This window comes from Maridesulfovibrio pacificus (SeqCode) (assembly GCF_048612815.1).
In the GTDB taxonomy this organism is placed as follows: domain Bacteria; phylum Desulfobacterota; class Desulfovibrionia; order Desulfovibrionales; family Desulfovibrionaceae; genus Maridesulfovibrio; species Maridesulfovibrio pacificus.
Window position 1 is genome coordinate 286,610 of the sequence record NZ_JBLZNE010000002.1, and the last position, 23,261, is coordinate 309,870.

The window sequence follows — 23,261 nt, forward strand, 5'->3', positions numbered from 1 at the left end:
AATTTAGACCCTAATGGTAGGGTAAGTCTTAATTCTACCTTTGCAAGGTAAGTACACACTCTTTTATTGCTCGTAACCTATCGCTATTCTAGAACAATAATCATTATCAACTCAACCCCTCAAACTAACGAATAATATATTATATGGTAATGGCAATTAATTTTAAAAAAAATACCTCCTGCACTTTCGAGCAGGAGGCACATGTTCATCATGATTATTAAAGGTCAATTATACTGGATCGACAGCAGGAGGAATAGGTCCTTTCTTCAGCCCCCAGAGAAACAAAGCCAACCCGGCTAGAATCATGGGGACACAAAGCAACTGCCCCATTGTCAGCCAGCCGAAGGCGATAAAGCCAAGCTGGGGGTCAGGCTGACGGAAAAACTCCACAAAGGCTCTGAAGAAGCCATAGCCCATGAGGAATATTCCTGTAGTGGTCCCCCTTTGACGGGGTTTTGCTGACCAGACCCAGAGAATCAAGAAAAGCAACAGCCCTTCAAGTGCTCCTTCATAGAGTTGCGAAGGGTGCCTGGGCAGATTCCCTGCACGCTGACTTGGGAAAACCATACCCCAAGGCATATCAGTCACCCGGCCCCAGAGCTCTCCATTAATAAAGTTCCCCAAACGACCGCAGAGTAACCCTAGCGGTGCCAAAGGAACAAGAAAATCACCTACATCAAGAGTTGTCCTGTTGGTGGATTTTGCAAATCTCCATGCGACAATTGCTACACCGGCAGCACCGCCGTGAAAAGACATTCCGCCCTTCCAGACCGCCAAAATATCCATGGGATTGGCTATAAAATATTCAGGTTCGTAAATCAGACAGTAACCGATACGCGCACCTACCACCAGACCGACCACCAGCCATGTGATCAAGTCATCGACCTGTTGTGCAGTCCAATTATTTGTCTTTCTAGACGCCCTGTAGCGCCCCAAGGTCCACGCTATGGCAAAACCGATCATATACATCAGGCCATACCAATTGGCCTTGAGAGGTCCTAATCTAAAAGCAACGGTATCAAACTCCGGCAATACAATCATATTCTTTACCTACTTATAAAAATCCTTAAACAAAAAACTGCCCCGGACGGACTATGTTTCCCGGACAAATTCAGTTACAATCTGTACACAGGAAATACAAGGAAATCCCATGGAAGAACAAAAAGATTTTGATATTCTGGAAATGCCCGCCGAGGGGCTTGCCGCATACTGGCTATCAATCAAAAAACTTATTGATGTTAAGCGTAGCAGAAAAGTCCTTGAGGAAGAGATACGCTATACGCGCGAACCTTACATCAAATTTTTGTTGGAAACTGCTTTTTCCGAGCTGGACGAAACAACAGTGCGCCGCCTTGCTGAAGCCAAGAGAACCACACTGGCTGAAGAATACTCACGCAAGCTGGAGACCATGCAGATAGCACTGCTGGCTATGTCATCGCAAGAAAATCCTCGCATCAGCTTTGTGCGCATGGCTTCGCACTATCCTGTATCTGTAATTTCTGAAAAAAAAGCATTCACCCTAGCCCACGGACTGTTGGACGGTTTGCTGGATACACAATCTGATCCGGCCCTGCTTCTTGAATTCGATCATAAATTACAGCCGGACCGCTTACTGGTAAAAATGCTCTTCCACATCATACTCAGCCGCAAAGAAGGCAAACAGCAGCTCGAGCAGTTAGTTCCACACATCAAAACGCCTTATTACGCCAACGGCATAACTCAGGTTATTGACGGGTTTGACCACAGAATACTCAAGTCCAATCTCAAAGTTCAGGCCGAACAAATTTTAGCTTATTCCAAAACAAAAATGGATATGGCTTCTGAAATGAGCCTCGGCATCCGGGCTAAACTCAGCTATGACGATATCTTCCGCATCGCCAGAGCATTTATGCCATAAATCTATTTATTTTTATATTTTTCAGCAGCCTTAACGAAATTATTGGCCCAGCATGGCATGCTCAGGGCGTGGATATGGTTGTAACCTGCATAGATATTGTCGCGGACCAGCCCGTCGTGTCCGTCGGCCATACCTTTACCGCGTGACATATCAAGTGCGTATTTCGGCGCGGTTTCGTTATTATCAACACAGAGTGAATAGTGGAATTCATGACCGATGACTTCGGTCCCTACTGGCAGGAAGGGATTTTCGTGGACGATTTTACCGGAAGTGTACCCTAAACCCTGCGGACGTGGACAAAGACGGGTAGAAAGGTCGAGCACGCCGGACATAGCGTATTTCTGCCCTTCATACTCAACGTCACGTCCGAGATACATAAAACCGCCGCATTCGGCAAAAATGGGCAGGCCGGATTCAGCAAGGCTCCGCACATGTTCACGTATAACGTTGTTCAAGGAAATTTCAGGAGCAAGGGTCTCCGGGAATCCACCACCCAAGTATAGCCCGTGGATTTCAGGCCAAGGTGCTGCTGAAAAAATGGAAACCTCTTTTACTTCAGCTCCGGCCCGGCGCAAGGCTTCGAGGTTTTCCTCATAATAAAACCAGAGCGCTTCATCGCGCACAACACCGATAACGGGCCTAGAATCGCTGGAAAGCTCTATACCAGACCATGCCGACTCTTCTGCTTTAAGTTCTGAAGAGGCATTCTCAGCAATTTTGCGGATTGCCTCCAGATCAAGACAATCCTCAGCCATCTGACCAAGTGTATCCAGAGCCTTATCCACCGCATCATATTCGGTATTGGAAACAAGTCCCATGTGCCGCTCAGGGATGGGATTTTCCTTCAATTTAGGCAGCATGCCCAGTACCGGGATATCGGTATATGCTTCGATGGAATTTTTAAGAATATTGCGATGGCGTTCCCCGGCTGTGCGGTTGAGAATTACGCCGGCAAGGTTGAAACCGTCTTCGAAAGCTTTACACCCGGCTACAATGGCAGCCACAGTACGGGTCATCTTTGTGCAGTCTATAGTCAGGATAACCGGAGCTTTGATAATCCTGGCAAGTTCCGCTGTGGAGCACGAGCCGTCCACATCTTTACCATCGAAAAGGCCACGGTTACCTTCTACTATGGAAATATCAGCCCCCTGACCTTTTTCCAGAAAAAGGGAGATGAGCTTATCGTTGGGCATGAGGAAAGGATCAAGATTGGTGGCGTACTGACCTGAAGCCAACCCAAGCCAGCGGGCATCAATATAATCGGGCCCTTTTTTGAACGGCTTAACCGCCCTGCCCTGATTGCGGAAGGCCCGGCAAAGCCCGAGAGTGACAATAGTCTTACCTGTGCCGCCGCTGAGTCCGGCCAAAACAATACGTGGAAAATTCATTTCGCTGCTCACGCCCTTAAAAATTCTAAATAATGCTCGTATGCACAATGGATTCAGTAGTGTTTCAACGTAAAAAAGACAAGGAAAATCCCCCTTCCCTCCAGTGCAAATAAGGGCTGAAGCATAAAAAAATGCCTTGTCCCAAGGGACAAGGCATTTAAGAGTCGAACTAAACGAAAAATTAATCTTCGTGTTCAGCACCACTCTGCTTACCAGCACCGGTCAGACCGTACATGGTGGTAGAACCGGAGGACCAGTATTCAACCTTCTCTTCTTTAACGAGAGCGGTCAGAACTTTCTTAACTTCGCGACCCTTTGCATCAGGAAAGAGCTTGGTGAAGTCATTGAAGTAAAATTTGCTTTTAGCACCTGTTTTCTTCTCAAGGAAGTCCAGGATTTCTACTTTAGCGGAATCCATATCGATCGGCATAATAAGCCCCTTTCTTTTTAAAGGGGTACGGCAAAATGCCGCACCCCGTATTTCTCAATTCGAATTAGAACTTGAACTGAGTGGACTGACGCCAGGTGTAGTAAGCGGGATCACGGAAATCATCGATCAGGTGAGGAGTGAACTCCAGACCGGTTTTCTCGAAGAAACGTTCCCAACCAATACGCTCTGCCCAGTCACCCAGACGCTCGTACTTGTTAGCTTCAGCTTTGTAGACGTCCACGATTGTGCGGATGGTCTTGGTAAGTGTGGGCCAACGAGGAGGTTCGTTAGGAATAAATGCAACAACAACCTTGGAGAACTTAGGCATGGAGATACGGTTAGAAACCTTACCACCAACCATCAGTGCGATACCGTCACCTTCCTTATCGGAGAGGGGCAGGGAGGGGCACATGGTGTAGCAGTTACCGCAGTACATGCAGCGTTCTTCTTTAATAGCAACAGTCTTGTACTGCTTACCATCGAGTTCGATCTTGGAAGGACGAACTGCACCGGTGGGGCAGGAAGCTACTGCAAGAGGAATTTCGCAGAGGTTGTCAAGGTACTCGTGGTCAATGATGGGGGGCTTACGGTGAATACCGACAACAGCGATGTCGGAGCAGTGGCAAGCACCACACATGTTCAGGCAGCACGCAACAGCGATACGCACGGGTGCGGGCATGTTGTGGCCGGTGAACTCTTCAAAGAGGTCATCCATGATGACTTTAACAGTACCGGAAGCATCGGTAGCGGGGGTGTGGCAGTGAACCCAACCCTGAGTGTGAACGATGTTGGATACACCAGCACCGGTACCACCGACGGGGAACTTGTAGGAACCACCTTCGAACTTACGGCTAAGCAGATCTTCTTTAAGGGCAATCATTTTGTCCTTAGAGTCGGTCATGAACTCAACGTTGTTACGAGTGGTGAAACGGAGGTATCCGTCGCAGTGCTTGTCAGCAACTTCGCACATTTCACGAATCAGGGTAATACTCATGAGGCGAGCAGTACCGCAGCGGACGGTGTATACTTCGTCGCCGGATTCGGCAACGTGTACCAGTACGCCGGGTTCAATGATTTCGTGGTAGAGCCACTTGCCGTAGTTGTTTTTAATAACCGGAGGCAGGAACTCTCTGAAGTCGCGAGGTCCAATGTCGGAAATCCGGTTTTCCATCGGTTTGTCTGGATTGTAGCCAGAAGAAACGAACGCCATGTCTGTCCTCCCGTATTATCTCTGGTGTCTTTTTCTGTATTCGGTAACGTCACGTTCCCAAGGACCATCAACATCTTCAGCTTTCCAGAAGATGTAGGGGTTATGTCTGGGTTCCTGAACGTGTCTGGGATCAGCCTTGATTCCGGTAACTTCGAGAAGCTTCTGGAAGCCCATGCGACGCATGGTCTCACCGAGACGCTCACGGTTTTTACCTTCTTCCATCCACCAGTCCCAAATGTTTTCAACAACTTCCTTAACTTCGTCGAAAGGCTCTTCAACCTTGATGAAGGGTACGAGGAGGGAGCTGAGCTGAGGACCGTCGAGGATCGGAGCTTTAGCACCACAAAGGATGGATGCGCCGCGATCGTTACCGATCATCAGTGCGCGAGGCATGGTGTTGATGCAGTGCATGCAGTGCATACATTCTTTATCGTTGATTTCGAGTTTGCCGTCAGCGTACTTGATGCACTTACCGGGGCAGAGATCAACAACTTCTTTCTGAATGTCGAATGCACCCCAGTCACGGCCGGAGTGAGCGCCAGCGTTAGGTCTGAACTCACCACCAACGTAAGCTGCAACAGCTTCCTGGTCGATGCGGATTTCGTCTTTCCAGATACCTACAACAGAGAAGTCGGAACGTGCGAGAGCACATACGCAGCTGTTGGGGCAAGCATCAAATTTGAATTTGAACTTGTAAGGGAAAGCGGGACGGTGAAGTTCGTCCTGGAATTCCATGGTCATATCGTAGCAGAGTGCCTGTGCGTCGTAACAAGCGTACTCACAACGGGACATACCGAGACAAGCTGCAGGGGTACGCAGGTTGGAGCCGGAGCCACCAAGGTCAACGTCTGCATTGTGGGTCAGTTCGAAGAAGATTTCTTCGAGCTGAGGAGTGGTGGTACCGAGGAAGACGATGTCACCGGTAGAACCGTGCATGTTGGTCAGACCGGAACCGCGCATATCCCAAATGTCGATGATCTTGTTCAGGAACTCGGTGGTGTAGTACTTAGCGGTGGGCTGTGCAACACGAACGGTGTGAAAGTGTGCAACGCCGGGGAACATTTCGGGCTGGTCACAGTAACGACCGATAACGCCGCCGCCGTAACCGAAAACGCCAACGATACCGCCGTGTTTCCAGTGAGTTTCACCATCAGAATAAGACAGCTCGAGAACACCGAGAAGGTCATCACAAACTTCGACGGGAATCTGATATTCCACGCCCTTCTCGTTTTTTGCTCTAACTTCGGCTTCTTGTTTAACGTCGGACACGAAGCTAGGCCATGGCCCGCTTTCAAGTTCGTCCAACAAGGGAGTTTTGTGTTTCGCCATTCCCTTAAACCTCCATAAAGTTTAATAAGATATACCTACCAATACAAATTAGGCATCCGGTACGTCAGCCGGTAAACCGACCTTAGCCCGGTTGCTTTCCTCTCTTAGTGCGAGACCCCCTCATCGTTACGATGCAAGGGGAGGGAAAGATACCCTTAAGTGAAAAAAAACACAACCTATAGTGCTGGATAATTAACTAACACGCCGGATACGCCCGTTGTCAATACATGATTCAAATTATCAGAATTGAGAAAACTCGGACTTGCCAAGCTAGCCGGATTCAGCGTATTTACTCATCCCGAACACAAGGTGCGTCAGTAGCAATATTTCCTACAAAAATTTTTGATAACCAGCAACATAAACTTGAAAAAGTGATTCCTAAAATATGAACGAATGCAAACAATGCGGTACCTGCTGCCGTAAAGGCGGCCCGGCACTACACACTCAGGACCTGCCCCTGCTGAAAGAAGCAGACGGCATTGACCTTACTGATATTGTTACCCTTCGCAAGGGTGAGCTTGCTTACGACCAGCCAGTTGGAGCAGTAGTTCCCCTTGATGAAGAAATTCTCAAAATTAAAGGATCCGGCGGCGAATGGATCTGTAAATTTCTTGCCCAGGCTTCAAATGTCTGCCGTATTTACAAGAGCCGCCCCCTTGAATGTCAAAAACTTTTCTGCGAAGCCCCGGAACCTCTGATGGAAGTCTACAGCAAGGACCGTCTATCCAGAAAAGACGTTCTTCCTGAAGGGCATCCTGTTCTTGAGCTCATCGAAGAGCATGACAAGAAATGTGATCCCGCCAAGATGTCAGAGCTTGCTGCTGCAGCTGTTAATAACTGGGATGAAAGCGGAAAAATTCAGGCAGACCTGCGCGAAATGCTGATTTTCGACGGTTCTATTCGTGAACTTGTCATGGAAAAAGCAGGACTCCCGGAAGAATCCATGGATTTCTTCTTCGGCAGACCAATGACCGTCCTCATAAAAGGATACGGCATCATTGCTACTCCCAACGGAAAATCTTTTTCACTGCGCAAACTCTAAGGATTATATAATGAAAGACCAACGTGGACTTTATTACTACCCGTCCCTGCAGACCCGTGACACCAAGATGTACGTGCGGGAAAATGAAGGATCAATCGAGTTCAGACTCTGGTCCAACGACAATCCCACTATCTGGGACCAGCACGAATGGCTGCCCTTTGACGTGATCATGGAAGCTGCTGAAGAATATAAAAAACGCGGTTCAGACCGTAACCCTCTGGCACTCTACGATCTCAGCGTTGCCCAGCAACTTATTAAAGAAGACAAGATTACTCACTAGGAGTTTAATGTTGCGCTACGCGCTTTAATACGAATTTGCCTCCGGCGGCTTAAACCCTCTGAAAAGGGATTAATAATCCCAAACTTTTTTAGTATGGCTTCGCCGTTTCATAGGGCTAATCTTGCTTTAGCAAAAAAACATCCCGGAAATCTTTTTTAGATTTCCGGGATGTTTTTTATTCTGTTTCCAGCTCAAAGCCTTCTTTTCTGAGCATGTCGGCAAATAGTCCGTCACCATCGATCAAGTTTCCACCGAAAGTACCGTCATAAATCTTGCCGATACCACATGAAGGAGAACGAGCCTTCAGGATAGCTTTCCTGCTGTCCGCAAGCTTTGCGAGCTTTAGAGCTTCCTCTGCACCGCGCCTGAACTGTTCCGTTACATCCTCACCCTGATTGCTGAGTACTCTTCCTTCCACTATTTCACATGGAGGACGAGGAGTTGTCAGTCCACCCAATTGCTCAGGACAGACCGGGATAGCCTTACCTTCAGAGACCAGCTTCATTACCCTTTCGTCCGCATTGTCACCGCCGTCATAACGGCAACAAAGTCCCGCCAGACAGCCGCTTACTATATACATATACTTAACCTCCGAAAAAGGATCTGCATTGTTAGGTTCTGCGCAATGTGCTAATGATAATTTTCATAAACAATTACCTCGGTCAAGGAGGAGTTATGACCGCCATTACCACATCTGTTTTTGAACTTTTCAAAATTGGCCCCGGTCCTTCCAGCTCCCATACGATCGGTCCCATGAAAGCCGGATACAATTTTCATCAAGCCGTGGCAGACCTTTCATTTGATGAACACCCCGACAACATTGAAGTCAGGTTGTACGGCAGTCTCAGCGCCACCGGAAAAGGCCACGGAACCGACCGGGCCGTTATTGCCGGATTGCTCGGGTTCAAGCCGGATAATGTTGAATGTGAATTTCTTGATTCTTTGGCCGATGGTGCTTCCCGCCAGTTTGAAAGCGGCCAGATATCTTTGGGCTTGAGCGTTAAAGACGTTGTCTTTGCAGAAGTTGAGAATGATTTCCCCTATGCGAACACCCTGCTCCTGCGACTTCGCAAAGGTGAAGCAATTCTTTTTGAACAGGAATACTACTCCATCGGCGGCGGCTTTATTAAATGGAAAGGACAACAATCCGAGATCCCGCGTGTTCCCCCTCATCAATATTCAAATATGGATGAACTTAAAGCCATTCTATCAGATGAAGGCTTGCGCATGCATCAGGCTATTCTAGCTAACGAGACAGCTATCAGCGGAATTTCCGAAGAGGAAATATATGAGAAACTGGATGATATTCTTGATGCCATGAAACAGGCTGTGCGCAACGGCCTTGCTGCGGAAGGGATACTACCCGGCCCTATCGGGTTACACCGCAAGGCCAAACGTCTTTTTGATAACAGCACTCAACCCAACTGTGCCGATAGTTTTTTGCTACGCCTTAACGCCTACGGTTTTGCCGCATCTGAAGAGAATGCTGCCGGACATATAGTCGTCACAGCTCCGACTTCCGGGTCCGCCGGGGTTATTCCTGCTGCTGTCTATGCCCTTGAAGAGGAGCTGGGTATAGAACGCGAGCGAGTTCGCGAAGGGATGCTTATTGCCGCTGCACTGGGTTTCATTGCCAAACATAATGCCAGTATTGCCGGAGCCGAAGTGGGCTGTCAGGGCGAAGTCGGAGTAGCATCGGCTATGGCGGCCGGTTTGATTACTTATGCCAACGGGCACCGTTTCTGGCGCACTGAGAATGCCGCAGAAACAGCTCTTGAACACCATCTTGGTCTCACCTGCGACCCTGTAGGCGGATACGTGCAAATCCCTTGCATAGAGCGCAATGCTATGGGAGTTGTCCGGGCATACAATTCTTACCTCATTGCCTCCGTGGAAAATGAAGAATTCCACAAAGTCCGTTTTGATGAAGTTGTCAAGGCTATGGCCGAAACAGGTAAGGATATGAATTCAAAATACAAAGAAACTTCGCTGGGCGGACTGGCTGTGTCAGTGCCTAACTGTTAATATTAATTTCAAATGCATAACAAAAAAGGTCGCAATATCCTGAAGGATATTGCGACCTTTTTAACTTAACACATACAAGTGTTGCAGAATTTATTTAAACCAGCCTTTAATGTGCAAAGCATTGGTCAGCTTTGCGAGCAGTTCAGGCTTGCAGTTTAGATCATCGGTCTGCTCAAGGAAGTGCCTGCGCTGTGCAAAGCGGTCCTTGAGAGTCTGGAAATACTCTGCTCTGTGTTCCACGTTAGCCGGATTGTAGGTGTCGTAAAAACCGGGCAGCACTTTTTCCATACAATTCCGCTTGGGAATCTGCGCCCCGGGCAGCAGGTCCCAATCTTCCCATTCCAACTGGTCAGTCAGAATCATAGTCTGCAGGGTCAGTGAAGTCTGCAGGGGAATGGGATTAAGATCAGTATCTGAAGAGCGCCAGAAGCCGACAGAGTTGAAGCTGTAGCCGTGTGCACCGCAATCAAATACATGCGCAAATGATTCAACATCCTTCCAGAGTTCGTAAACACGGAAGGGGTTGGCGTAAGGGATGAAAACCAGCTTCTTAAGTTCTTCCTCAGAAACGTTTTCTGCAAGGTTACGCTTGGTCATCAGCGCAGCACCCATTGCAACAGCAAGATAGGTGTCGGTGAAGCGGATAATCGGAGGCAGACAGGTATCTTTCATCAGCCAGCACAGAGAATCCGGGAATGTGCAACGGTTGACGTGGTCACCGATAACATCGCGGTCGATAAGTGCACGTCCGTTGGGGTTACGGATATCCTGCCCAAGAGGCATCACCTTTCCGTCGATTTCCAGCATAGCGTGGTTCATCACGGAAATCATATATTTCCAGTCCGGGTTACCTAAGGGACGGGAGTCAGTCTTATCAAAAAGGGTCGGTTCCCAGGCGCGGCAGACGCGGTTTTCAGTATCGATCTGGAAAGCGTCATCGTGCAGTACTTTTTTGGCAAATCCTTCGGGAAGGGTTCCGCCATTGTCGTGGGAGTTGGTATGGGAGGATTTCCCTGTACCGGACAGTCCGAAGAAGGCGATAGACTTTTTGCCCAGCTTCTTAATTGCAGCATCCTTGCAATCGGCAAAATCGATCTCTTTGATACCGCCGTGACAGGCAGCCATACCTACACGAATACCGGAAGTCCAAGCGAGGGTAAGTGTTCCCTTCTTGCGCTCACCAAAGTAGCGCATACCGAAATTGTAGATAACGTTGCACTCTTCATCAACAAGGGCCAACTGCGGGTTGCCCTGATTGTGATAGAAAGGGTCATCGTTGCGCCAGAGGTTGTCACCGATAATGATGATATCCTGAATGGGCAGATTTGCGCTTTTGGCGTATTCTTCCGCCAGTTCGTCAAAGGGAGTGAAATTGACCAGCCAGTTGAAAATATTAGCAGCATCATCTTCGCCACCGAGGATGGTAGCCTTGATCATCAGGTCCTGATCCAGACCGACAATAGCCTCGGCCTTGATGAGCGGACGTTCCTGCATATCAGAGATTGCTTCCCGTAAATCTCCGAGAACCTTGCGCTGATCAGGTCCGTTCAGACGGTTGTAAAAACGTCGGGCCATAGCGGTACGGCCTACAATTTTTCCGTGGCAATGATTGAGCAGTTTTGCTCCCTCGGGCAGGCCGAGTCTTTTTGCTGCTTCAGGATAAATAGGATGATCTGTTTCCATTACATCCCACTGCTTGCGGGCAAGCTCATAGGCTTCTGCCGCATTAACTTTTCTTACCCGTTTATCTGCAAGCAGAGTTTCCGCAATCGCCCGGAGAGGCGGAATCTTGGAAAGGTCATCTTTGTAAAACTCATAGGTTGACTGACTAGCCACTGTTTTTTCCTCCAAAGAAAATGTAAGTCGTCACGACTTCTGGAAGTCGCCATTAACGCCATTTGCGATAAAATGCCACTGTTCATTTACTTAAAATTAATAAGTTTTCCCTAATGAACAGCTTCCCTGTTCGGCTTCGCAAATTTTTACACAATTAGACCAATAATGTTCACACTTCCCCCTGCCGGGGTATCACAAATGAAAAGGCGCATTCCCCGCTAGGGAATGCGCCTTGTATTCGGTCAGTTGCGACCTGCTGTCTCCAGCTTGCTTTCCGGTTTTTCGTTAGTCGCCATCGCGAGCTTACGCTTGCGTTTGGTCATTACGGTTTGTTTGGAAAGCTTATTCATCTTAACTTCTCCTAAAGTGCCAGAACGGACCAGAGAACACCTGCTGCAACGGCAGAACCGAGTACACCGGCTACGTTGGGAGCCATGGCGTGCATGAGCAGGAAGTTATGAGGATCTTCGTCGCGGGCTACCATCTGAACAACTCGTGCGGAGTCAGGAACAGCGGATACACCTGCAGCACCGACCAGCGGATTGATCTTGTCCTTAAGGAACAGGTTCATAAACTTGGCAAAAGCCAGACCGCAGGCAGTAGCAACACAGAAGGAGGCAGCACCCAGCCCGAAGATGAGCAGGCTGTCAGGAGTCAGGAAGGTCTGAGCCTGAGTGGATGCGCCAACAGAGAAACCGAGCAGAATGGTAACCGAGTCAATAAGCGCAGTACGTGCGGTCTCGGCCAGACGCTCGGTAACGCCGGATTCTTTAAGCAGGTTACCGAAGAAGAGCATACCCACCAGGGCAAGAGAGCCCGGAGCAATAAGCGCGGTAATGATGAAGCCGCCCACCGGGAAAAGGATCTTTTCACGGGTGGAAACTTCACGAGGCGCGCTCATACGGATAAGACGCTCTTTCTTTGTGGTCATCAGCTTCATAATAGGAGGCTGGATAACCGGAACCAGTGCCATGTATGAGTACGCGGCAATAGCGATAGCCCCTAGGAGATGCGGTGCCAGCTTAGAGGAGAGGAAGATGGCCGTAGGCCCGTCCGCCCCGCCGATAATGCCGATAGCACCGGCTTCACTGGGGGTGAAGCCCATATACATGGCTCCAATAAGAGTTGCGAAAATACCCATCTGGGCTGCTGCACCGAGCAGTACCAGTTTCGGGTTTGAGAGCATGCACGAAAAGTCGGTCATGGCTCCGATGCCTAGGAAAATCAGCGGAGGGAATATCCCTTTACTGACCCCGAAGTAGATATAGTAAAGCACACTGCCTTCGTCGTAAACGCTCAGCGGCATCCCGGCAATAGACGGGATGTTACCGACGATTGCACCAAACCCGATGGGCAGGAGCAGCAGCGGCTCGTAGTCCTTAATAATAGCAAGGGCAATGAATATGGCTCCGATGACAATCATAATGAAGTTGCCGGGAGTCATCTCTGCAAAGCCCGTAGTGCTCATGAAGTGCAGAAGTATATCCATAACGTCCGTCTAGCCCTTGTTTTTATGCAGATACGCCACTGCAGCAGCCACAACTTCCGCTTCCGAAGGCCCTGTTTTGACCTGAGGAGTGGGTGCACTGGCCACCGGCCCGCTGTGATGGGCTGAAGGCGGAATAATCTTATTGCAGAACGCAGCAATCTTGGGAAGCAGCGCAATGTAAACACTAACCAGCAGCAGAGCTACGAAAACGATACTCATACCTGTTACAGAAAGTGCTACGCCGTCACCCGCCACCACGTTGTTCCAACTGAACAACATCTGTTGCATTTGAATCTCCTTTTTAGCTTATCTGTCAGGAGACTAGACTGTCATTTGAGCGAGAGGCTGTCCCTGCTGCACCTGATCACCCGCGGTAACGGAGAAGGAGTTCACAGTTCCGGCCTTATGCGCCTTAACTTCCATTTCCATCTTCATGGCTTCCATGACTACGATGGTCTGCCCTTCCTGAACCTGTGTTCCGGGCTCAACAGCCAGCCTGATAATCAAACCGGGCATGGGAGCGGCTACAGGCTCAGTTGTGCCTGCGGAGGCAGCAGGTGCTGCGCCGCCGGCTGCGGGAGCATCGCCGGCACCGATGTTGAAGGACTTGCCGTTAACAGTCGCGGTGGAGCCGTCGACATTAACTGTGTAGGACTGACCGTCCACAGTAACGTTGACTGTTCCGGAACCGGAACCGCCGCCGACAGATGCGCCAAGTTTCTTGAGCTGCTCGGCTTCAACATCCTTCTTGTAACGGACACCGACACGGGCTTCGCCTTTAAGGTAGCTGACGCCCTTGTCTTTACAGGTAGCCACGATGAAGATGTTTTCATCGGTGAGCTCGAAACCTTCTTTTTCACAGACTTCGCGTGCAGGTGCGAGACCTTTGGAAGGATCTGCATCGTTGATTTCAAGCGGAGTTTTCTTGGTCTGTTCAAGTCCCATCTGTTCAGATGCAAGCTTGACGATTTCCGGATCAGGCTCGACAGGAGTCTTACCAAAGTAACCCAGAACCATCTTGCCGTAACCGTCAGCAAACTTCTCCCAAGGCCCGAACATAACGTTATTGAAAGCCTGCTGGAAGTAGAACTGGGAAACCGGAGTAACGGAAGTACCGAATCCACCCTTGCGTACAACTTCACTCATTGCACGGATGATTTCGGGATATTTATCCATGAGACCGTTATCCCTGAGCATCTGGGTGTTCGCAGTCAATGCGCCACCGGGCATGGGGCTGAAAGGAATCATGGGATCGACCTGAGTCGCTTCGGGCGGCAGGAAGTAGTCCTTCATGCAGTCACGGAAAACGTCTTCGGCCTTGATAATCTTATCGATATCGACATCAATGGTATAATCAGTACCACGCAGAATATGCCACATGGTGATGATGTCAGTCTGGCAGGTTCCGCCGGAAGCGGGAGCCATGGACAGGTCAATAGCATCAGCACCTGCTGCAATGGCAGAGTGATAGCAAAGTCCGCCGATTCCTGCTGTTTCATGGGTATGGAAGTGGAGCATGACGTCTTCGGGCAGCATCTTCTTGGCGGCCTTGATGGTCTCGTAAACCTTGGCCGGGGTGGATGTACCGGAAGCGTCCTTAAAACAGACGGAATCATAAGGAATCTCCGCATCAAGAATCTGACGCAGAGTCTTCTCGTAAAATGCGGCATCGTGTGCGCCGGAACATCCCGGAGGAAGTTCCATCATGGAAACTACAACCTGATGTTTAAGTCCGGCATCAGCAATACACTGGCCGCTATAGATCAGGTTATTGACGTCGTTAAGAGCGTCAAAGTTACGGATGGTGGTGATGCCGTGCTTGGCAAAGAGATCGGCATGGGCTTTGATGACGTCACTGGGCTGAGATTCGAGTCCGACAACGTTGACACCACGAGCGAGTGTCTGAAGGTCGGCATCGGGACCTGCGGTCTCCCTGAACCTGTCCATCATATCAAAGGCACATTCATTGGAATAAAAGTAGAGGGCCTGGAACCGTGCGCCTCCGCCAGCTTCAAACCAATCAATACCTGCTTCCTTGGCCGCTTCTACGGCTGGCAGGAAATCATCGGTCTTAACTCTGGCCCCGTAAACGGACTGAAATCCGTCACGAAAGGCTGTACACATGAACCTAATCTTCTTCTTGGCCACTTCCCCTCCCTATGGTTTGAGAATGGAACACATCGCCGCAAGCGGGGGAGCATGCGGATACACATTCTTGTTAAACCCAAATTTTTTAAAGGAAACCAGTAATTTACGAGAACGAATTCGTCTAGCCTGAAATAAAGCGTGGCAATGAGACGAGCTGAAAGTAACAAGTACTTAACACAATCCTCTGACAATTTCAGCAAAAAAGAGTAGCTAAAAAAAATTTTAGTAAGTACTATTTAAAATTGCCTTTCCCTGAGACCGTATTTTGACCCTACAAACAGGCAAAAAGACCTTCCTTTCAAACACAAAACACTAATTTAATTGATTTATTTTTCTACAGACATTTCCTTCCCCTTTACGGTACCCTTTAGCAAATCTGCAATCTCATTTTCGTTCACACATATTATTTATAGTGTAAAAGTTCATTATCGAACCCTTTTTGGGCCGAAAAACAACACATTTGAACATTTTTTCACAATTCGATTTACATTTTTGTTTTTAACGAGTGAAACAACTTCTTTTAACGGAAAAACCCACTGCCTATGTAGCTAATTATGAAAACTGCACCAGTTTATACATGTATACATGTCAAAACAAAAAAAAGCCGTCCGCAAATAACGGACGGCTGAAAATACCATTTGTTTCAACTTAGTTCCAAGTTGATCAAAAAAACAAAAGGTAAATACACAAAAATATTTGTTTTTATTAGCTATTACTACTTTTGTCGAAGATCATCGATACAATTTCCATCTCCACCGCAGCAATCTTCTCCATCTTTCGAAGCTGAGCAGTTACAACCGCAGCCGCAACCACCCCCTCCTTTACTAAACCATTTTCTGGCCAGATAAATTGCAGCTATTCCAATTGCACCGAAAACTATTAAATTTTCCATCAAAAGCTCCATTGATAGGGGATTTCATTTTCATCTTAATGTAACCCCTATTTATATGAAGTCAACCCTATTGGAGAACTTCTCCTCCTTGCCCAGGACATATCAGATGCCGGGATCGCTCGACGGCTCATGGAATCATGCGACAAAATCCTGAAACATACTCATAATCTTATTTATAGGACCGGGAAAGCGCTCCAAAAGAGTCTGACAGGCAATATATGTCGCAACCAGAAAGGCAGCAAAGCCTCCCCAGACCACAACGTCAAAAAAAAGAGGGATGGCTTTCTCAGAAAATCTTTTATTTCGCATTTGTTTACCTCCTGCACGGGAGAAAGCAACATGCGTACCAAGAAACCTGAAAACCGCTAATCGCTTAACAATCTGAAATACATATCATAAATCACTTCACCGCACTTTCCAATTCAAGTCATAAAATTGGCAGAGATGACATTCCCTTTTATCAAATCTCCCCTGTGCATGAGTAGGGCAATATGGCATATTTATAAGAATCTACATGAAACCATTGGGGAAGCATATGATTGATATCAGCAAAGAGCAGTTAGCCAAAGAACTGAAACAAAAAAACGAACGCATAGCTGAGTTAGAAAAACAGCTCTATGGCACTGGTAATTATCTTGAAGAACGATTCAGAAAACTCATAGACCATGTAGAGATGGTTTCGGTCCAAGGATACAACAAGAACCGCGAAGTTGTTTTCTGGAATAAAGCCAGCGAAAAGCTCTATGGATATTCGCAGGAAGAAGCACTGGGAAAGAAACTGGAAGAACTTATTATCCCAGAATACATGCGAGAAGCAGTAATCAGCCACATCCGGGACTGGCACGACAAAGGTATCCGTATCCCCGCAGGTGAGTTGGACCTGATCCACAAAGACGGAAGCATCGTGCCTGTATACTCGGCCCACGCCATGCAGAAGAATCCAGACGGATCAAAATACATGTATTGTATAGATGTTGACCTTACTGAAATTAAGAAAGCGCACCGCCAATTGATTACGGCCAAAGAACAGGCTGAATCCGCCAGCAGGGCTAAAAGCGAATTCCTCGCAAATATGAGTCATGAAATACGAACTCCGCTAAATGGCGTGCTGGGTATGCTGCAATTACTCAAATCAACGCCGCAACGGGAAGAACAACTTGAATATATTGAACTTGCAGTGGTGGGTGTCAAAAGGCTAACCAACCTGCTGTCGGACATCCTTGATCTTTCACGGGTCGAAGCAGGCAAACTCACTGTTGATCCGGCCCCCTTCGACCTACTGGAAATTTTGCAAAACCTGACGGATTTATACCGGCCTTCCGCCCAGCAAAAAGGTCTCAAACTCAATTTAAGCCTTCACCCGGACACAACAATAAAGATCACCGGAGATTCCTCACGGCTTCAGCAGGTTCTAACCAACATCATAAGCAATGCGATTAAATTTACAAATAGTGGAGCTATCAAGGTTGAGACTTACCCCCTGCCTCATACCACTGACGGCACGACCAAAATCCTTTTCAGCGTAAGCGATACCGGTCCCGGAATACCGGACAGCAAGATGGAAGAGTTATTCTCGCCTTTCATACAGCTTAGCGAAGGCTACCGGCGTCCCCATCAAGGCGCGGGACTGGGTTTGTCAATATGCAAACAGCTTGCGGAGCTTATGGGCGGCAATATTTCAATTGAAAGCGAGTTAGGTATTGGGACAACTGTATATTTATGTATACCTTTTGGTCTCCCTACATCAGGCACAGTAGCACCCATTTTGACGAACAAGATCAAGCCCTCTAAAAACAAGCTTAAAATCCTTTTAGTTGAAGACGAAGCCATAAACAGACTCGCAGCCAAACGGCAAATGGAACTGGCCGGATGCGAAGTAACGGCAGTCGAAAATGGACAACTTGCTCTAGAAGCAGCAGCCAAAGACAATTTCCATATAATAATGATGGACATCCAGATGCCGATTATGGACGGAATATCTGCCACTAAGGCCATTCGAAAGGGAAAGGCAGGTCAAGAGAACAAAGATATCCCCATCATCGCCATGACAGCCTATGCCATGAAAGGTGATCGGGAAAAATTCCTGGATTCCGGGATGAACGATTATCTTGCTAAACCTATTGAAAACAAAAACCTGCTGAAAATGCTCGAAAAGTACCGCTAACAACGCAATGCAGGACAAAGAATCCATGCCCATTCTTGACACGCTCGCTACTGTGCTATACTTTCAAAAAAAGTATGCAGCTCAAGCCTCACAAATCCTAAAAAAGATCTAGGGCTGCCCTACTCATTATCAATAAGGAATACGAGTATGCACATATCAGAAGGAGTCCTTTCACTGCCGGTACTTGCCAGCGGTGCAGTTGTAGCAGCAACAGGAACCATGATCGGCCTGAGAAAGCTTGATTCGGAAAAACTTGTTTCCGTAGCACTGCTCTCATCGGTCTTTTTTATTGCCTCACTGATTCACATTCCAATAGGACCTTCCAGTGCACACTTAATCCTTAGCGGACTCATGGGGCTTCTTCTCGGTTGGGCAGCTTTTCCGGCTATCCTTACTGGCCTCCTGCTGCAGGCAGTACTCTTCCAATACGGCGGATTGACTGTAATCGGCATCAACACCGCAACCATGGCTCTCCCCGCAGTGGCCTGTCACTATATGTTCCGCCCACTGCTCAAGAAAAACTTTTTCAGCATGAGCCTCGGGGCCTTCCTTTGCGGCGCAATGTCGATCACCCTCTCCGCCCTTCTGACCGCGCTGGCTCTGTCCTTTACTGACGAGAGCTTCGCATCAGCGGCACAGATGATTGTTTACGGGCACGTTCCCATCATGATCATCGAAGGCTTTATCTGCGCGTCTGCATACGGCTTCCTGCAAAAAGTCAGACCGGAAATGCTGCTGGCCACGCAAGAAACATGATATTTTATTTGGAAAAATAAGGCCTGATCAGGAAATTCCTGATCAGGCCTTTTCTTTTGATTTAGCTTAAGAGACTAGTTCCGTCTTCTACCCACCAATCCAATCAGGGTAGCAAATACAAGAAACACCCACTCCAAACCAAAACCGGCAGCAGGATTCATAACACACCCGCCTCCGCCATTTACAGCACCAAGAGCTGCCGGGTCCTTAATAGAACCTAAAGTCCGGTCTTCGTCATATATGCCGTTGTCTTTTACAACGTAGTTGACCCAGTAATTAGTGCCTTTTGTAAGGGAAGTTCCGGGATCGATATAATTACCATTATCATCTTCCAGCCACCACGTCCCCTCTGTATCAGGATCTACAGCAATTGAATATGACCCAAATGGTATAGAGGTTCCATTCGTTTCGTAACACTTATACAACCGGACGTTATTGGTGGTACCGCTCAAGCTCGTAGAATTGAAACGGAAAACCCCGTTAGCACCGTTGCTATCCACTGTGGCGGTAAAGGAACCTACCGGGGCACGCAATTCAAAGTTGGACGGTGTACGGTAAGCAGACTGCAAGACTGTATCTGTCGTTGCATTTTCTGCATTTGATATAATCGAGACATTAACACCGTTCTGCTGATGCTCGGAAGGACGAACATAGTTGTTTTTTTCCACGGCGATCATCCATGCAACAGGGAAATCAGCACTGGTGTAGCTCCATTGAGGTTCAACTTCGCCATTATCAGTTGTTTTGTATACATTAATTTTACCTCCACTATATTGAGAGGAATAAATATACTCGTTCTTTACCGTAAGGCTATATGGACTGCTTAGCTTAGTTTCTAGTCCTGAAATGGTTGCAATGGGTTCAACCTGGCCGCTACTTGCGATAGGAAAAACCATAATTCTATTTTTACTATCACTTACATAAATATTTTTACTATCAGCATCTAGTCCATAAGCAGCACCAAAAGCATCGCTTTTGTGTTGAATCACTCGCTTTGGCCTTGTATTTAGATTGGAAGCTGCGTCAAAAACGTAAATTTTGTCACCATCACTAACAAATATTTCTGATCCGGAAACAGCTAATGTCCACACTTCACCAAGTTTTACATCATCAAAATCACACTTAATGACTCTCTTGGGACTCACCGCATCTTTAGCTTTGAGATCAAAAACACTAATTTGACCCTTTCTATCTACTGTATCACCAACAAAAAGTTCTCCACCTGATACAACAACCCCTCTAGGCATTGATAAACCTGTTATTTTCCTCTTAGGTGTAACGTTTCCATTCACACTGACATCGAAGACAAGCATTGTTTTCTTGGCATCATTAGTCACAAATAACTCATTGCTGTATAAAAACATTCCGAAAACATCGGGGCCTGTGAGCAAAGTATCAACACCAGCTATATGACGCTTTGAAATAGGATTAGGATGATCATTAGAATCAATCACTGAAATTGAACCATCAGGCAAATTACTTATATATAAATCTTCAGCACATGCAAAAAACGAGATTGCAAGAACCATAATTATCGACATTAATACTGATATAAAACATCTAGACACAATATTTCTCCCCATTATAATTACCCTCTACAATTGAATGAGCAGAACTACCAAGCTCGAAAAAATAGATCAAGAAAATACAACTGAAGAAAAACACTAATATATATAATATAAAAAGACCGGATCGGTTAATACCGATCCGGTCTTATCATTAATAATATGATCTCATGCTATTCGATAACCCGCATACTTTCCCACTTACCTCCTTTAAATCGCCAATAGAAAGCAGCAGCCAGTACAATTACATACAGGGTAAATATGCCCCACAGAAAATATGGTCCGGAGGGATACACCTCTACTCCCATATAGCAAGGTACAACCATTACCGCGATACAACAGACACCCACACTCTTCATAACGTAGACAACATCACCGGCACCTTTGAGCGCACCGGAATAAACAAGAGCGGTACCGTCAAAGAGAATATATGCTGCGGTGAAAAGCAGGAAATGTGTCCCGTAATCCAACACATCAGCAAAGACTGCATCCGTAATATTTTCCGGGCGGAACAACGACAAGAGCAGTTCCGGGAAAACCAGATAGATGAGTCCCATAAAAAGCATCCAGACGGTGGTAATATGCAAGGCACATTTGGTGGCCCGCCTTGCATAATCAGGTCTGCCCTGCCCTATGGCCTGCCCCACAAGGGTGCTGACTCCTACGGCAATACCATAAGCCGGAAAGAACGACACCCCATCAATGGAAAGGACAATATTGCTGGCTGCAAGAATTACTGTTCCCAATCTCCCGACCATGTACACAAAAAAAGTGATGGCAAAGATATCAAGGAAAAACTGCATGCCGTTAGAAAGACCGTATGAGATGAACCGCTTGAAAAGTTTCGGTTCAAAACGGTAATTACTGCGGGTCTTGAAAGCTTTCTCATTGGTCCTGTTAAAAATAAGGGGAATATAAATGGCGACAATAACTGCTCCGGCAGTGATTGTCGCAATGGCTGCCCCGCGTATACCCATCTCAGGAAAGATCCAGAAACCGTTGATCAGTGCATAATCCAAGGGAATATTGACGGCCGCGCCTATCATATTAACGACCATTACGGTTCTGGTCAGTCCGCGTCCGGCAAAGAATCCCGAAAGCGCGGTATCAAGCACAGGAAGTCCGGCTCCGAGCATGAGAATACGGAAATATTGAATCTCAAGCTCCAGAACTTCTGGAGGATGGCCGCCCTTTTCCAGAAGCGGAGTCAGCCAGAACCCCATAACACCGAGAATAACCCACGCTCCAAGCGCGAAATATATGCCTTGCCATAGGCTTGAGGCTACTCGTTCCGGTCGTGCTGCTCCAGTATACTGAGCGATAAATACATTAATATAACTGGCCACTCCCATAAAAAAGGAAATGAACAGAAAGGACATAATTCCCGCAGGCAATGCGGCGGCAATGGCCTCCATGGAATAACGACCGAGAAAAATACGGTCTGTCACCTGCATTATGGTGGTGGAAGCCATACTCACCGCAAGGGGCATACTTATATCAAGCACATGCTTGTATCCGAATGGTTTGTTCCATAAAGATATCATTTTCAACTCCGATAGCTTGAAACTCAGCTAGATATTATAATTAATTAGCGCATGACATTTTTTATCATCTTCAACTGGAAGTGCAGTAGAGCGAGAGGAAGGCTATGAGTAATATTATATATTGTACACATAAAAAAAAGCCGTTTCCGGTGTTACCCGGAAACGGCTTTAAAGCTTCGTCAGAACCAGAATTATTTAACTGCGTCCTTGAGGAATTTTCCGGGAGTGAATTTAACGCCACGGGAAGCGGGAATCTGGATAGCTTCGCCGGTCTGGGGGTTGCGTCCGGTGCGAGCGGAACGCTCTACAGTCTTAAATGTACCGAAACCTGTAAGGGTAACATTGCCTTCTTCTTTGAGGCCGTCTTCGATTGCGCTGAGAACGCCGTCCAGTGCGGCAGATGCGTCTTTTGCACTCAGCTCCAGTTTTTCCCGGATTTTCTTAACAAGAACAGTTTTACTCATAGTTAACTCCTTCAAAAGTATTTTTTCCCGCGCTCAGGCGGCGGATATCCGTACCCCTTAAAGCCCACTACACCAGAAATTTAGAAAAAGCCATAGCGAAAAGCAAATCTTAGCCTGATAGGACATTATATTCATTAGAAAGCACAAAAAAGTAACTTTTCGCCGGTGCAGCGGGCCCCTAAAATCAGGGCGGAATGGGCGGCTTACAAGCATTTACAAAGGAATGTCAAGCAGATTGCGCTAAAAGGATCGCATGGTCTCAAATTTGGTTGAAATCTCACAATCGAAACTGATTAAAAAAAGCAGTACTTTTTTTCGACTCACGGTGTTGACATATCCCCAGACTGTCTTAATTTATGTCAGCTTCTGCGGAAGCATCCGGCCTGCTGAGAGACGCAGGCTTTGAAATTTAAAAGTATGATCCGCCATAAACTCGCGGATTACTTATCTTATCTAAAAAAAGTTTATTTATTCTGGAGGAACCATGAATCTCAAGCCTTTACAGGATCGTGTACTCATCAAGCGTGTAGAAACTGAGCAGAAGACCGCCAGCGGCATCATCATCCCCGATTCCGCAAAAGAAAAGCCCATGAAAGGTGAAGTTGTTGCTGCAGGTCCCGGTAAAGACAACAACCCCATGACCGTTAAAGCAGGCGACGTAGTTCTCTTCGCTAAATATGCTGGCAACGAACTGAAAATCGATGCTGACGAATTCATCATCATGCGCGAAGACGAAATCCTCGCAATTGTCGAATAATATCCCCTTAATAAATTAATTTTTCCAGATCAGGAGAATATAAGA

At 47.3% G+C, this 23,261-nt stretch carries 22 protein-coding genes; 7 read left to right on the forward strand and 15 right to left on the reverse strand.

The annotated features are described in order from the left end of the window. Positions 1 to 228 precede the first annotated feature (228 nt). Entirely contained in the window at positions 229 to 1,041 is an 813-nt protein-coding gene (gene lgt / locus ACNI23_RS18725; protein ID WP_420250789.1) for a prolipoprotein diacylglyceryl transferase, read from the reverse strand. Positions 1,042 to 1,150: 109 nt separating this feature from the next. Between lgt and ACNI23_RS18730 the strand changes: the two genes are divergently transcribed. Then, positions 1,151 to 1,897 (forward strand): hypothetical protein, encoded by a 747-nt coding sequence (locus ACNI23_RS18730; RefSeq protein ID WP_015850676.1) that lies wholly within the window; start codon positions 1,151 to 1,153, stop codon positions 1,895 to 1,897. A 2-nt stretch (positions 1,898 to 1,899) separates the two neighbouring features. On the opposite strand, the gene ACNI23_RS18735 is transcribed toward ACNI23_RS18730, so the two are convergent. The 4 genes from ACNI23_RS18735 to dsrA form a co-directional block, all read right to left on the reverse strand. Further along, positions 1,900 to 3,285: a cobyrinic acid a,c-diamide synthase CobB gene (locus ACNI23_RS18735; RefSeq protein ID WP_420250790.1), complete on the reverse strand. Its 1,386-nt coding sequence runs from the start codon at positions 3,283 to 3,285 to the stop codon at positions 1,900 to 1,902. A 181-nt stretch (positions 3,286 to 3,466) separates the two neighbouring features. Next, positions 3,467 to 3,715 carry a dissimilatory sulfite reductase D family protein gene (locus ACNI23_RS18740; protein ID WP_420250791.1) on the reverse strand — a complete coding sequence of 83 codons (249 nt, stop codon included), beginning with the start codon at positions 3,713 to 3,715 and terminating at the stop codon, positions 3,467 to 3,469. Between the two features lie 64 nt (positions 3,716 to 3,779). Beyond that, on the reverse strand, positions 3,780 to 4,925 hold the full coding sequence (dsrB, locus tag ACNI23_RS18745) for a dissimilatory-type sulfite reductase subunit beta (protein WP_420250792.1): 1,146 nt from the start codon (positions 4,923 to 4,925) through the stop codon (positions 3,780 to 3,782). 15 nt (positions 4,926 to 4,940) lie between these two features. Continuing rightward, complete coding sequence (gene dsrA, locus ACNI23_RS18750) at positions 4,941 to 6,254, reverse strand: dissimilatory-type sulfite reductase subunit alpha (RefSeq protein ID WP_420250793.1); 1,314 nt, start codon at positions 6,252 to 6,254, stop codon at positions 4,941 to 4,943. A 385-nt stretch (positions 6,255 to 6,639) separates the two neighbouring features. Here dsrA and ACNI23_RS18755 point away from each other — a divergent pair, with 385 nt between their 5' ends. Then, on the forward strand, positions 6,640 to 7,296 hold the full coding sequence (locus tag ACNI23_RS18755; protein WP_420250794.1) for a YkgJ family cysteine cluster protein: 657 nt from the start codon (positions 6,640 to 6,642) through the stop codon (positions 7,294 to 7,296). Between the two features lie 10 nt (positions 7,297 to 7,306). Further along, entirely contained in the window at positions 7,307 to 7,576 is a 270-nt protein-coding gene (locus tag ACNI23_RS18760; protein ID WP_420250795.1) for a hypothetical protein, read from the forward strand. Between the two features lie 175 nt (positions 7,577 to 7,751). Here the strand turns inward: ACNI23_RS18760 and ACNI23_RS18765 are convergent, their stop codons facing one another. Beyond that, positions 7,752 to 8,156 (reverse strand): 2-thiouracil desulfurase family protein, encoded by a 405-nt coding sequence (locus ACNI23_RS18765; protein WP_420250796.1) that lies wholly within the window; start codon positions 8,154 to 8,156, stop codon positions 7,752 to 7,754. 95 nt (positions 8,157 to 8,251) lie between these two features. Here ACNI23_RS18765 and ACNI23_RS18770 point away from each other — a divergent pair, with 95 nt between their 5' ends. After that, positions 8,252 to 9,601: an L-serine ammonia-lyase gene (locus ACNI23_RS18770; RefSeq protein WP_420250797.1), complete on the forward strand. Its 1,350-nt coding sequence runs from the start codon at positions 8,252 to 8,254 to the stop codon at positions 9,599 to 9,601. Between the two features lie 90 nt (positions 9,602 to 9,691). Here the strand turns inward: ACNI23_RS18770 and ACNI23_RS18775 are convergent, their stop codons facing one another. The 6 genes from ACNI23_RS18775 to ACNI23_RS18800 all read right to left on the reverse strand — a co-directional run bounded on the left by ACNI23_RS18775 (position 9,692) and on the right by ACNI23_RS18800 (position 16,275). Next, entirely contained in the window at positions 9,692 to 11,437 is a 1,746-nt protein-coding gene (locus tag ACNI23_RS18775) for a phosphoenolpyruvate carboxykinase (protein ID WP_420250798.1), read from the reverse strand. 361 nt (positions 11,438 to 11,798) lie between these two features. Next, positions 11,799 to 12,926 (reverse strand): sodium ion-translocating decarboxylase subunit beta, encoded by a 1,128-nt coding sequence (locus ACNI23_RS18780; protein WP_420250799.1) that lies wholly within the window; start codon positions 12,924 to 12,926, stop codon positions 11,799 to 11,801. Between the two features lie 9 nt (positions 12,927 to 12,935). Further along, positions 12,936 to 13,214: an OadG family protein gene (locus ACNI23_RS18785; protein ID WP_420250800.1), complete on the reverse strand. Its 279-nt coding sequence runs from the start codon at positions 13,212 to 13,214 to the stop codon at positions 12,936 to 12,938. A 33-nt stretch (positions 13,215 to 13,247) separates the two neighbouring features. After that, a complete protein-coding gene (locus tag ACNI23_RS18790; protein WP_420250801.1) occupies positions 13,248 to 15,074 on the reverse strand; it encodes a biotin/lipoyl-containing protein in 1,827 nt (608 codons plus the stop codon). Positions 15,075 to 15,789: 715 nt separating this feature from the next. Continuing rightward, the gene (locus ACNI23_RS18795; RefSeq protein ID WP_420250802.1) at positions 15,790 to 15,966 is read right to left on the reverse strand and encodes a FeoB-associated Cys-rich membrane protein; all 177 of its coding nucleotides are present in this window, start codon (positions 15,964 to 15,966) and stop codon (positions 15,790 to 15,792) included. 135 nt (positions 15,967 to 16,101) lie between these two features. Further along, positions 16,102 to 16,275, reverse strand: a complete 174-nt coding sequence (locus ACNI23_RS18800; RefSeq protein WP_420250803.1) for a hypothetical protein — start codon at positions 16,273 to 16,275, stop codon at positions 16,102 to 16,104. A gap of 226 nt (positions 16,276 to 16,501) precedes the next feature. Here ACNI23_RS18800 and ACNI23_RS18805 point away from each other — a divergent pair, with 226 nt between their 5' ends. Together ACNI23_RS18805 and cbiM are read left to right on the forward strand one after the other, a co-directional pair. Beyond that, on the forward strand, positions 16,502 to 18,130 hold the full coding sequence (locus ACNI23_RS18805) for a PAS domain-containing hybrid sensor histidine kinase/response regulator (RefSeq protein ID WP_420250804.1): 1,629 nt from the start codon (positions 16,502 to 16,504) through the stop codon (positions 18,128 to 18,130). Positions 18,131 to 18,277: 147 nt separating this feature from the next. Then, the gene (cbiM, locus tag ACNI23_RS18810; RefSeq protein ID WP_015850659.1) at positions 18,278 to 18,886 is read left to right on the forward strand and encodes a cobalt transporter CbiM; all 609 of its coding nucleotides are present in this window, start codon (positions 18,278 to 18,280) and stop codon (positions 18,884 to 18,886) included. A gap of 74 nt (positions 18,887 to 18,960) precedes the next feature. On the opposite strand, the gene ACNI23_RS18815 is transcribed toward cbiM, so the two are convergent. From ACNI23_RS18815 to ACNI23_RS18825, 3 genes are all read right to left on the reverse strand, one after another. Next, positions 18,961 to 20,454 carry a hypothetical protein gene (locus tag ACNI23_RS18815; RefSeq protein ID WP_420250805.1) on the reverse strand — a complete coding sequence of 498 codons (1,494 nt, stop codon included), beginning with the start codon at positions 20,452 to 20,454 and terminating at the stop codon, positions 18,961 to 18,963. A 170-nt stretch (positions 20,455 to 20,624) separates the two neighbouring features. Continuing rightward, complete coding sequence (locus ACNI23_RS18820) at positions 20,625 to 21,995, reverse strand: MATE family efflux transporter (protein ID WP_420250806.1); 1,371 nt, start codon at positions 21,993 to 21,995, stop codon at positions 20,625 to 20,627. 191 nt (positions 21,996 to 22,186) lie between these two features. Beyond that, on the reverse strand, positions 22,187 to 22,459 hold the full coding sequence (locus ACNI23_RS18825) for an HU family DNA-binding protein (protein WP_015850656.1): 273 nt from the start codon (positions 22,457 to 22,459) through the stop codon (positions 22,187 to 22,189). 484 nt (positions 22,460 to 22,943) lie between these two features. On the opposite strand from ACNI23_RS18825, the gene ACNI23_RS18830 reads away from it, so the two are divergent. Continuing rightward, a complete protein-coding gene (locus ACNI23_RS18830; protein WP_320007531.1) occupies positions 22,944 to 23,216 on the forward strand; it encodes a co-chaperone GroES in 273 nt (90 codons plus the stop codon). The last annotated feature ends 45 nt before the right edge of the window (positions 23,217 to 23,261 follow it).

Excerpts from the sequence above, each read along its gene's own strand:
- lgt (WP_420250789.1), bottom strand. The coding sequence starts at position 1,041 with ATGATTGTATTGCCGGAGTTTGATACCGTTGCTTTTAGATTAGGACCT.
- ACNI23_RS18730 (WP_015850676.1), top strand. The coding sequence starts at position 1,151 with ATGGAAGAACAAAAAGATTTTGATATTCTGGAAATGCCCGCCGAGGGG.
- ACNI23_RS18735 (WP_420250790.1), bottom strand. The coding sequence starts at position 3,285 with ATGAATTTTCCACGTATTGTTTTGGCCGGACTCAGCGGCGGCACAGGT.
- ACNI23_RS18740 (WP_420250791.1), bottom strand. The coding sequence starts at position 3,715 with ATGCCGATCGATATGGATTCCGCTAAAGTAGAAATCCTGGACTTCCTT.
- dsrB (WP_420250792.1), bottom strand. The coding sequence starts at position 4,925 with ATGGCGTTCGTTTCTTCTGGCTACAATCCAGACAAACCGATGGAAAAC.
- dsrA (WP_420250793.1), bottom strand. The coding sequence starts at position 6,254 with ATGGCGAAACACAAAACTCCCTTGTTGGACGAACTTGAAAGCGGGCCA.
- ACNI23_RS18755 (WP_420250794.1), top strand. The coding sequence starts at position 6,640 with ATGAACGAATGCAAACAATGCGGTACCTGCTGCCGTAAAGGCGGCCCG.
- ACNI23_RS18760 (WP_420250795.1), top strand. The coding sequence starts at position 7,307 with ATGAAAGACCAACGTGGACTTTATTACTACCCGTCCCTGCAGACCCGT.
- ACNI23_RS18765 (WP_420250796.1), bottom strand. The coding sequence starts at position 8,156 with ATGTATATAGTAAGCGGCTGTCTGGCGGGACTTTGTTGCCGTTATGAC.
- ACNI23_RS18770 (WP_420250797.1), top strand. The coding sequence starts at position 8,252 with ATGACCGCCATTACCACATCTGTTTTTGAACTTTTCAAAATTGGCCCC.
- ACNI23_RS18780 (WP_420250799.1), bottom strand. The coding sequence starts at position 12,926 with ATGGATATACTTCTGCACTTCATGAGCACTACGGGCTTTGCAGAGATG.
- ACNI23_RS18785 (WP_420250800.1), bottom strand. The coding sequence starts at position 13,214 with ATGCAACAGATGTTGTTCAGTTGGAACAACGTGGTGGCGGGTGACGGC.
- ACNI23_RS18795 (WP_420250802.1), bottom strand. The coding sequence starts at position 15,966 with ATGGAAAATTTAATAGTTTTCGGTGCAATTGGAATAGCTGCAATTTAT.
- ACNI23_RS18800 (WP_420250803.1), bottom strand. The coding sequence starts at position 16,275 with ATGCGAAATAAAAGATTTTCTGAGAAAGCCATCCCTCTTTTTTTTGAC.
- ACNI23_RS18805 (WP_420250804.1), top strand. The coding sequence starts at position 16,502 with ATGATTGATATCAGCAAAGAGCAGTTAGCCAAAGAACTGAAACAAAAA.
- cbiM (WP_015850659.1), top strand. The coding sequence starts at position 18,278 with ATGCACATATCAGAAGGAGTCCTTTCACTGCCGGTACTTGCCAGCGGT.
- ACNI23_RS18820 (WP_420250806.1), bottom strand. The coding sequence starts at position 21,995 with ATGATATCTTTATGGAACAAACCATTCGGATACAAGCATGTGCTTGAT.
- ACNI23_RS18825 (WP_015850656.1), bottom strand. The coding sequence starts at position 22,459 with ATGAGTAAAACTGTTCTTGTTAAGAAAATCCGGGAAAAACTGGAGCTG.
- ACNI23_RS18830 (WP_320007531.1), top strand. The coding sequence starts at position 22,944 with ATGAATCTCAAGCCTTTACAGGATCGTGTACTCATCAAGCGTGTAGAA.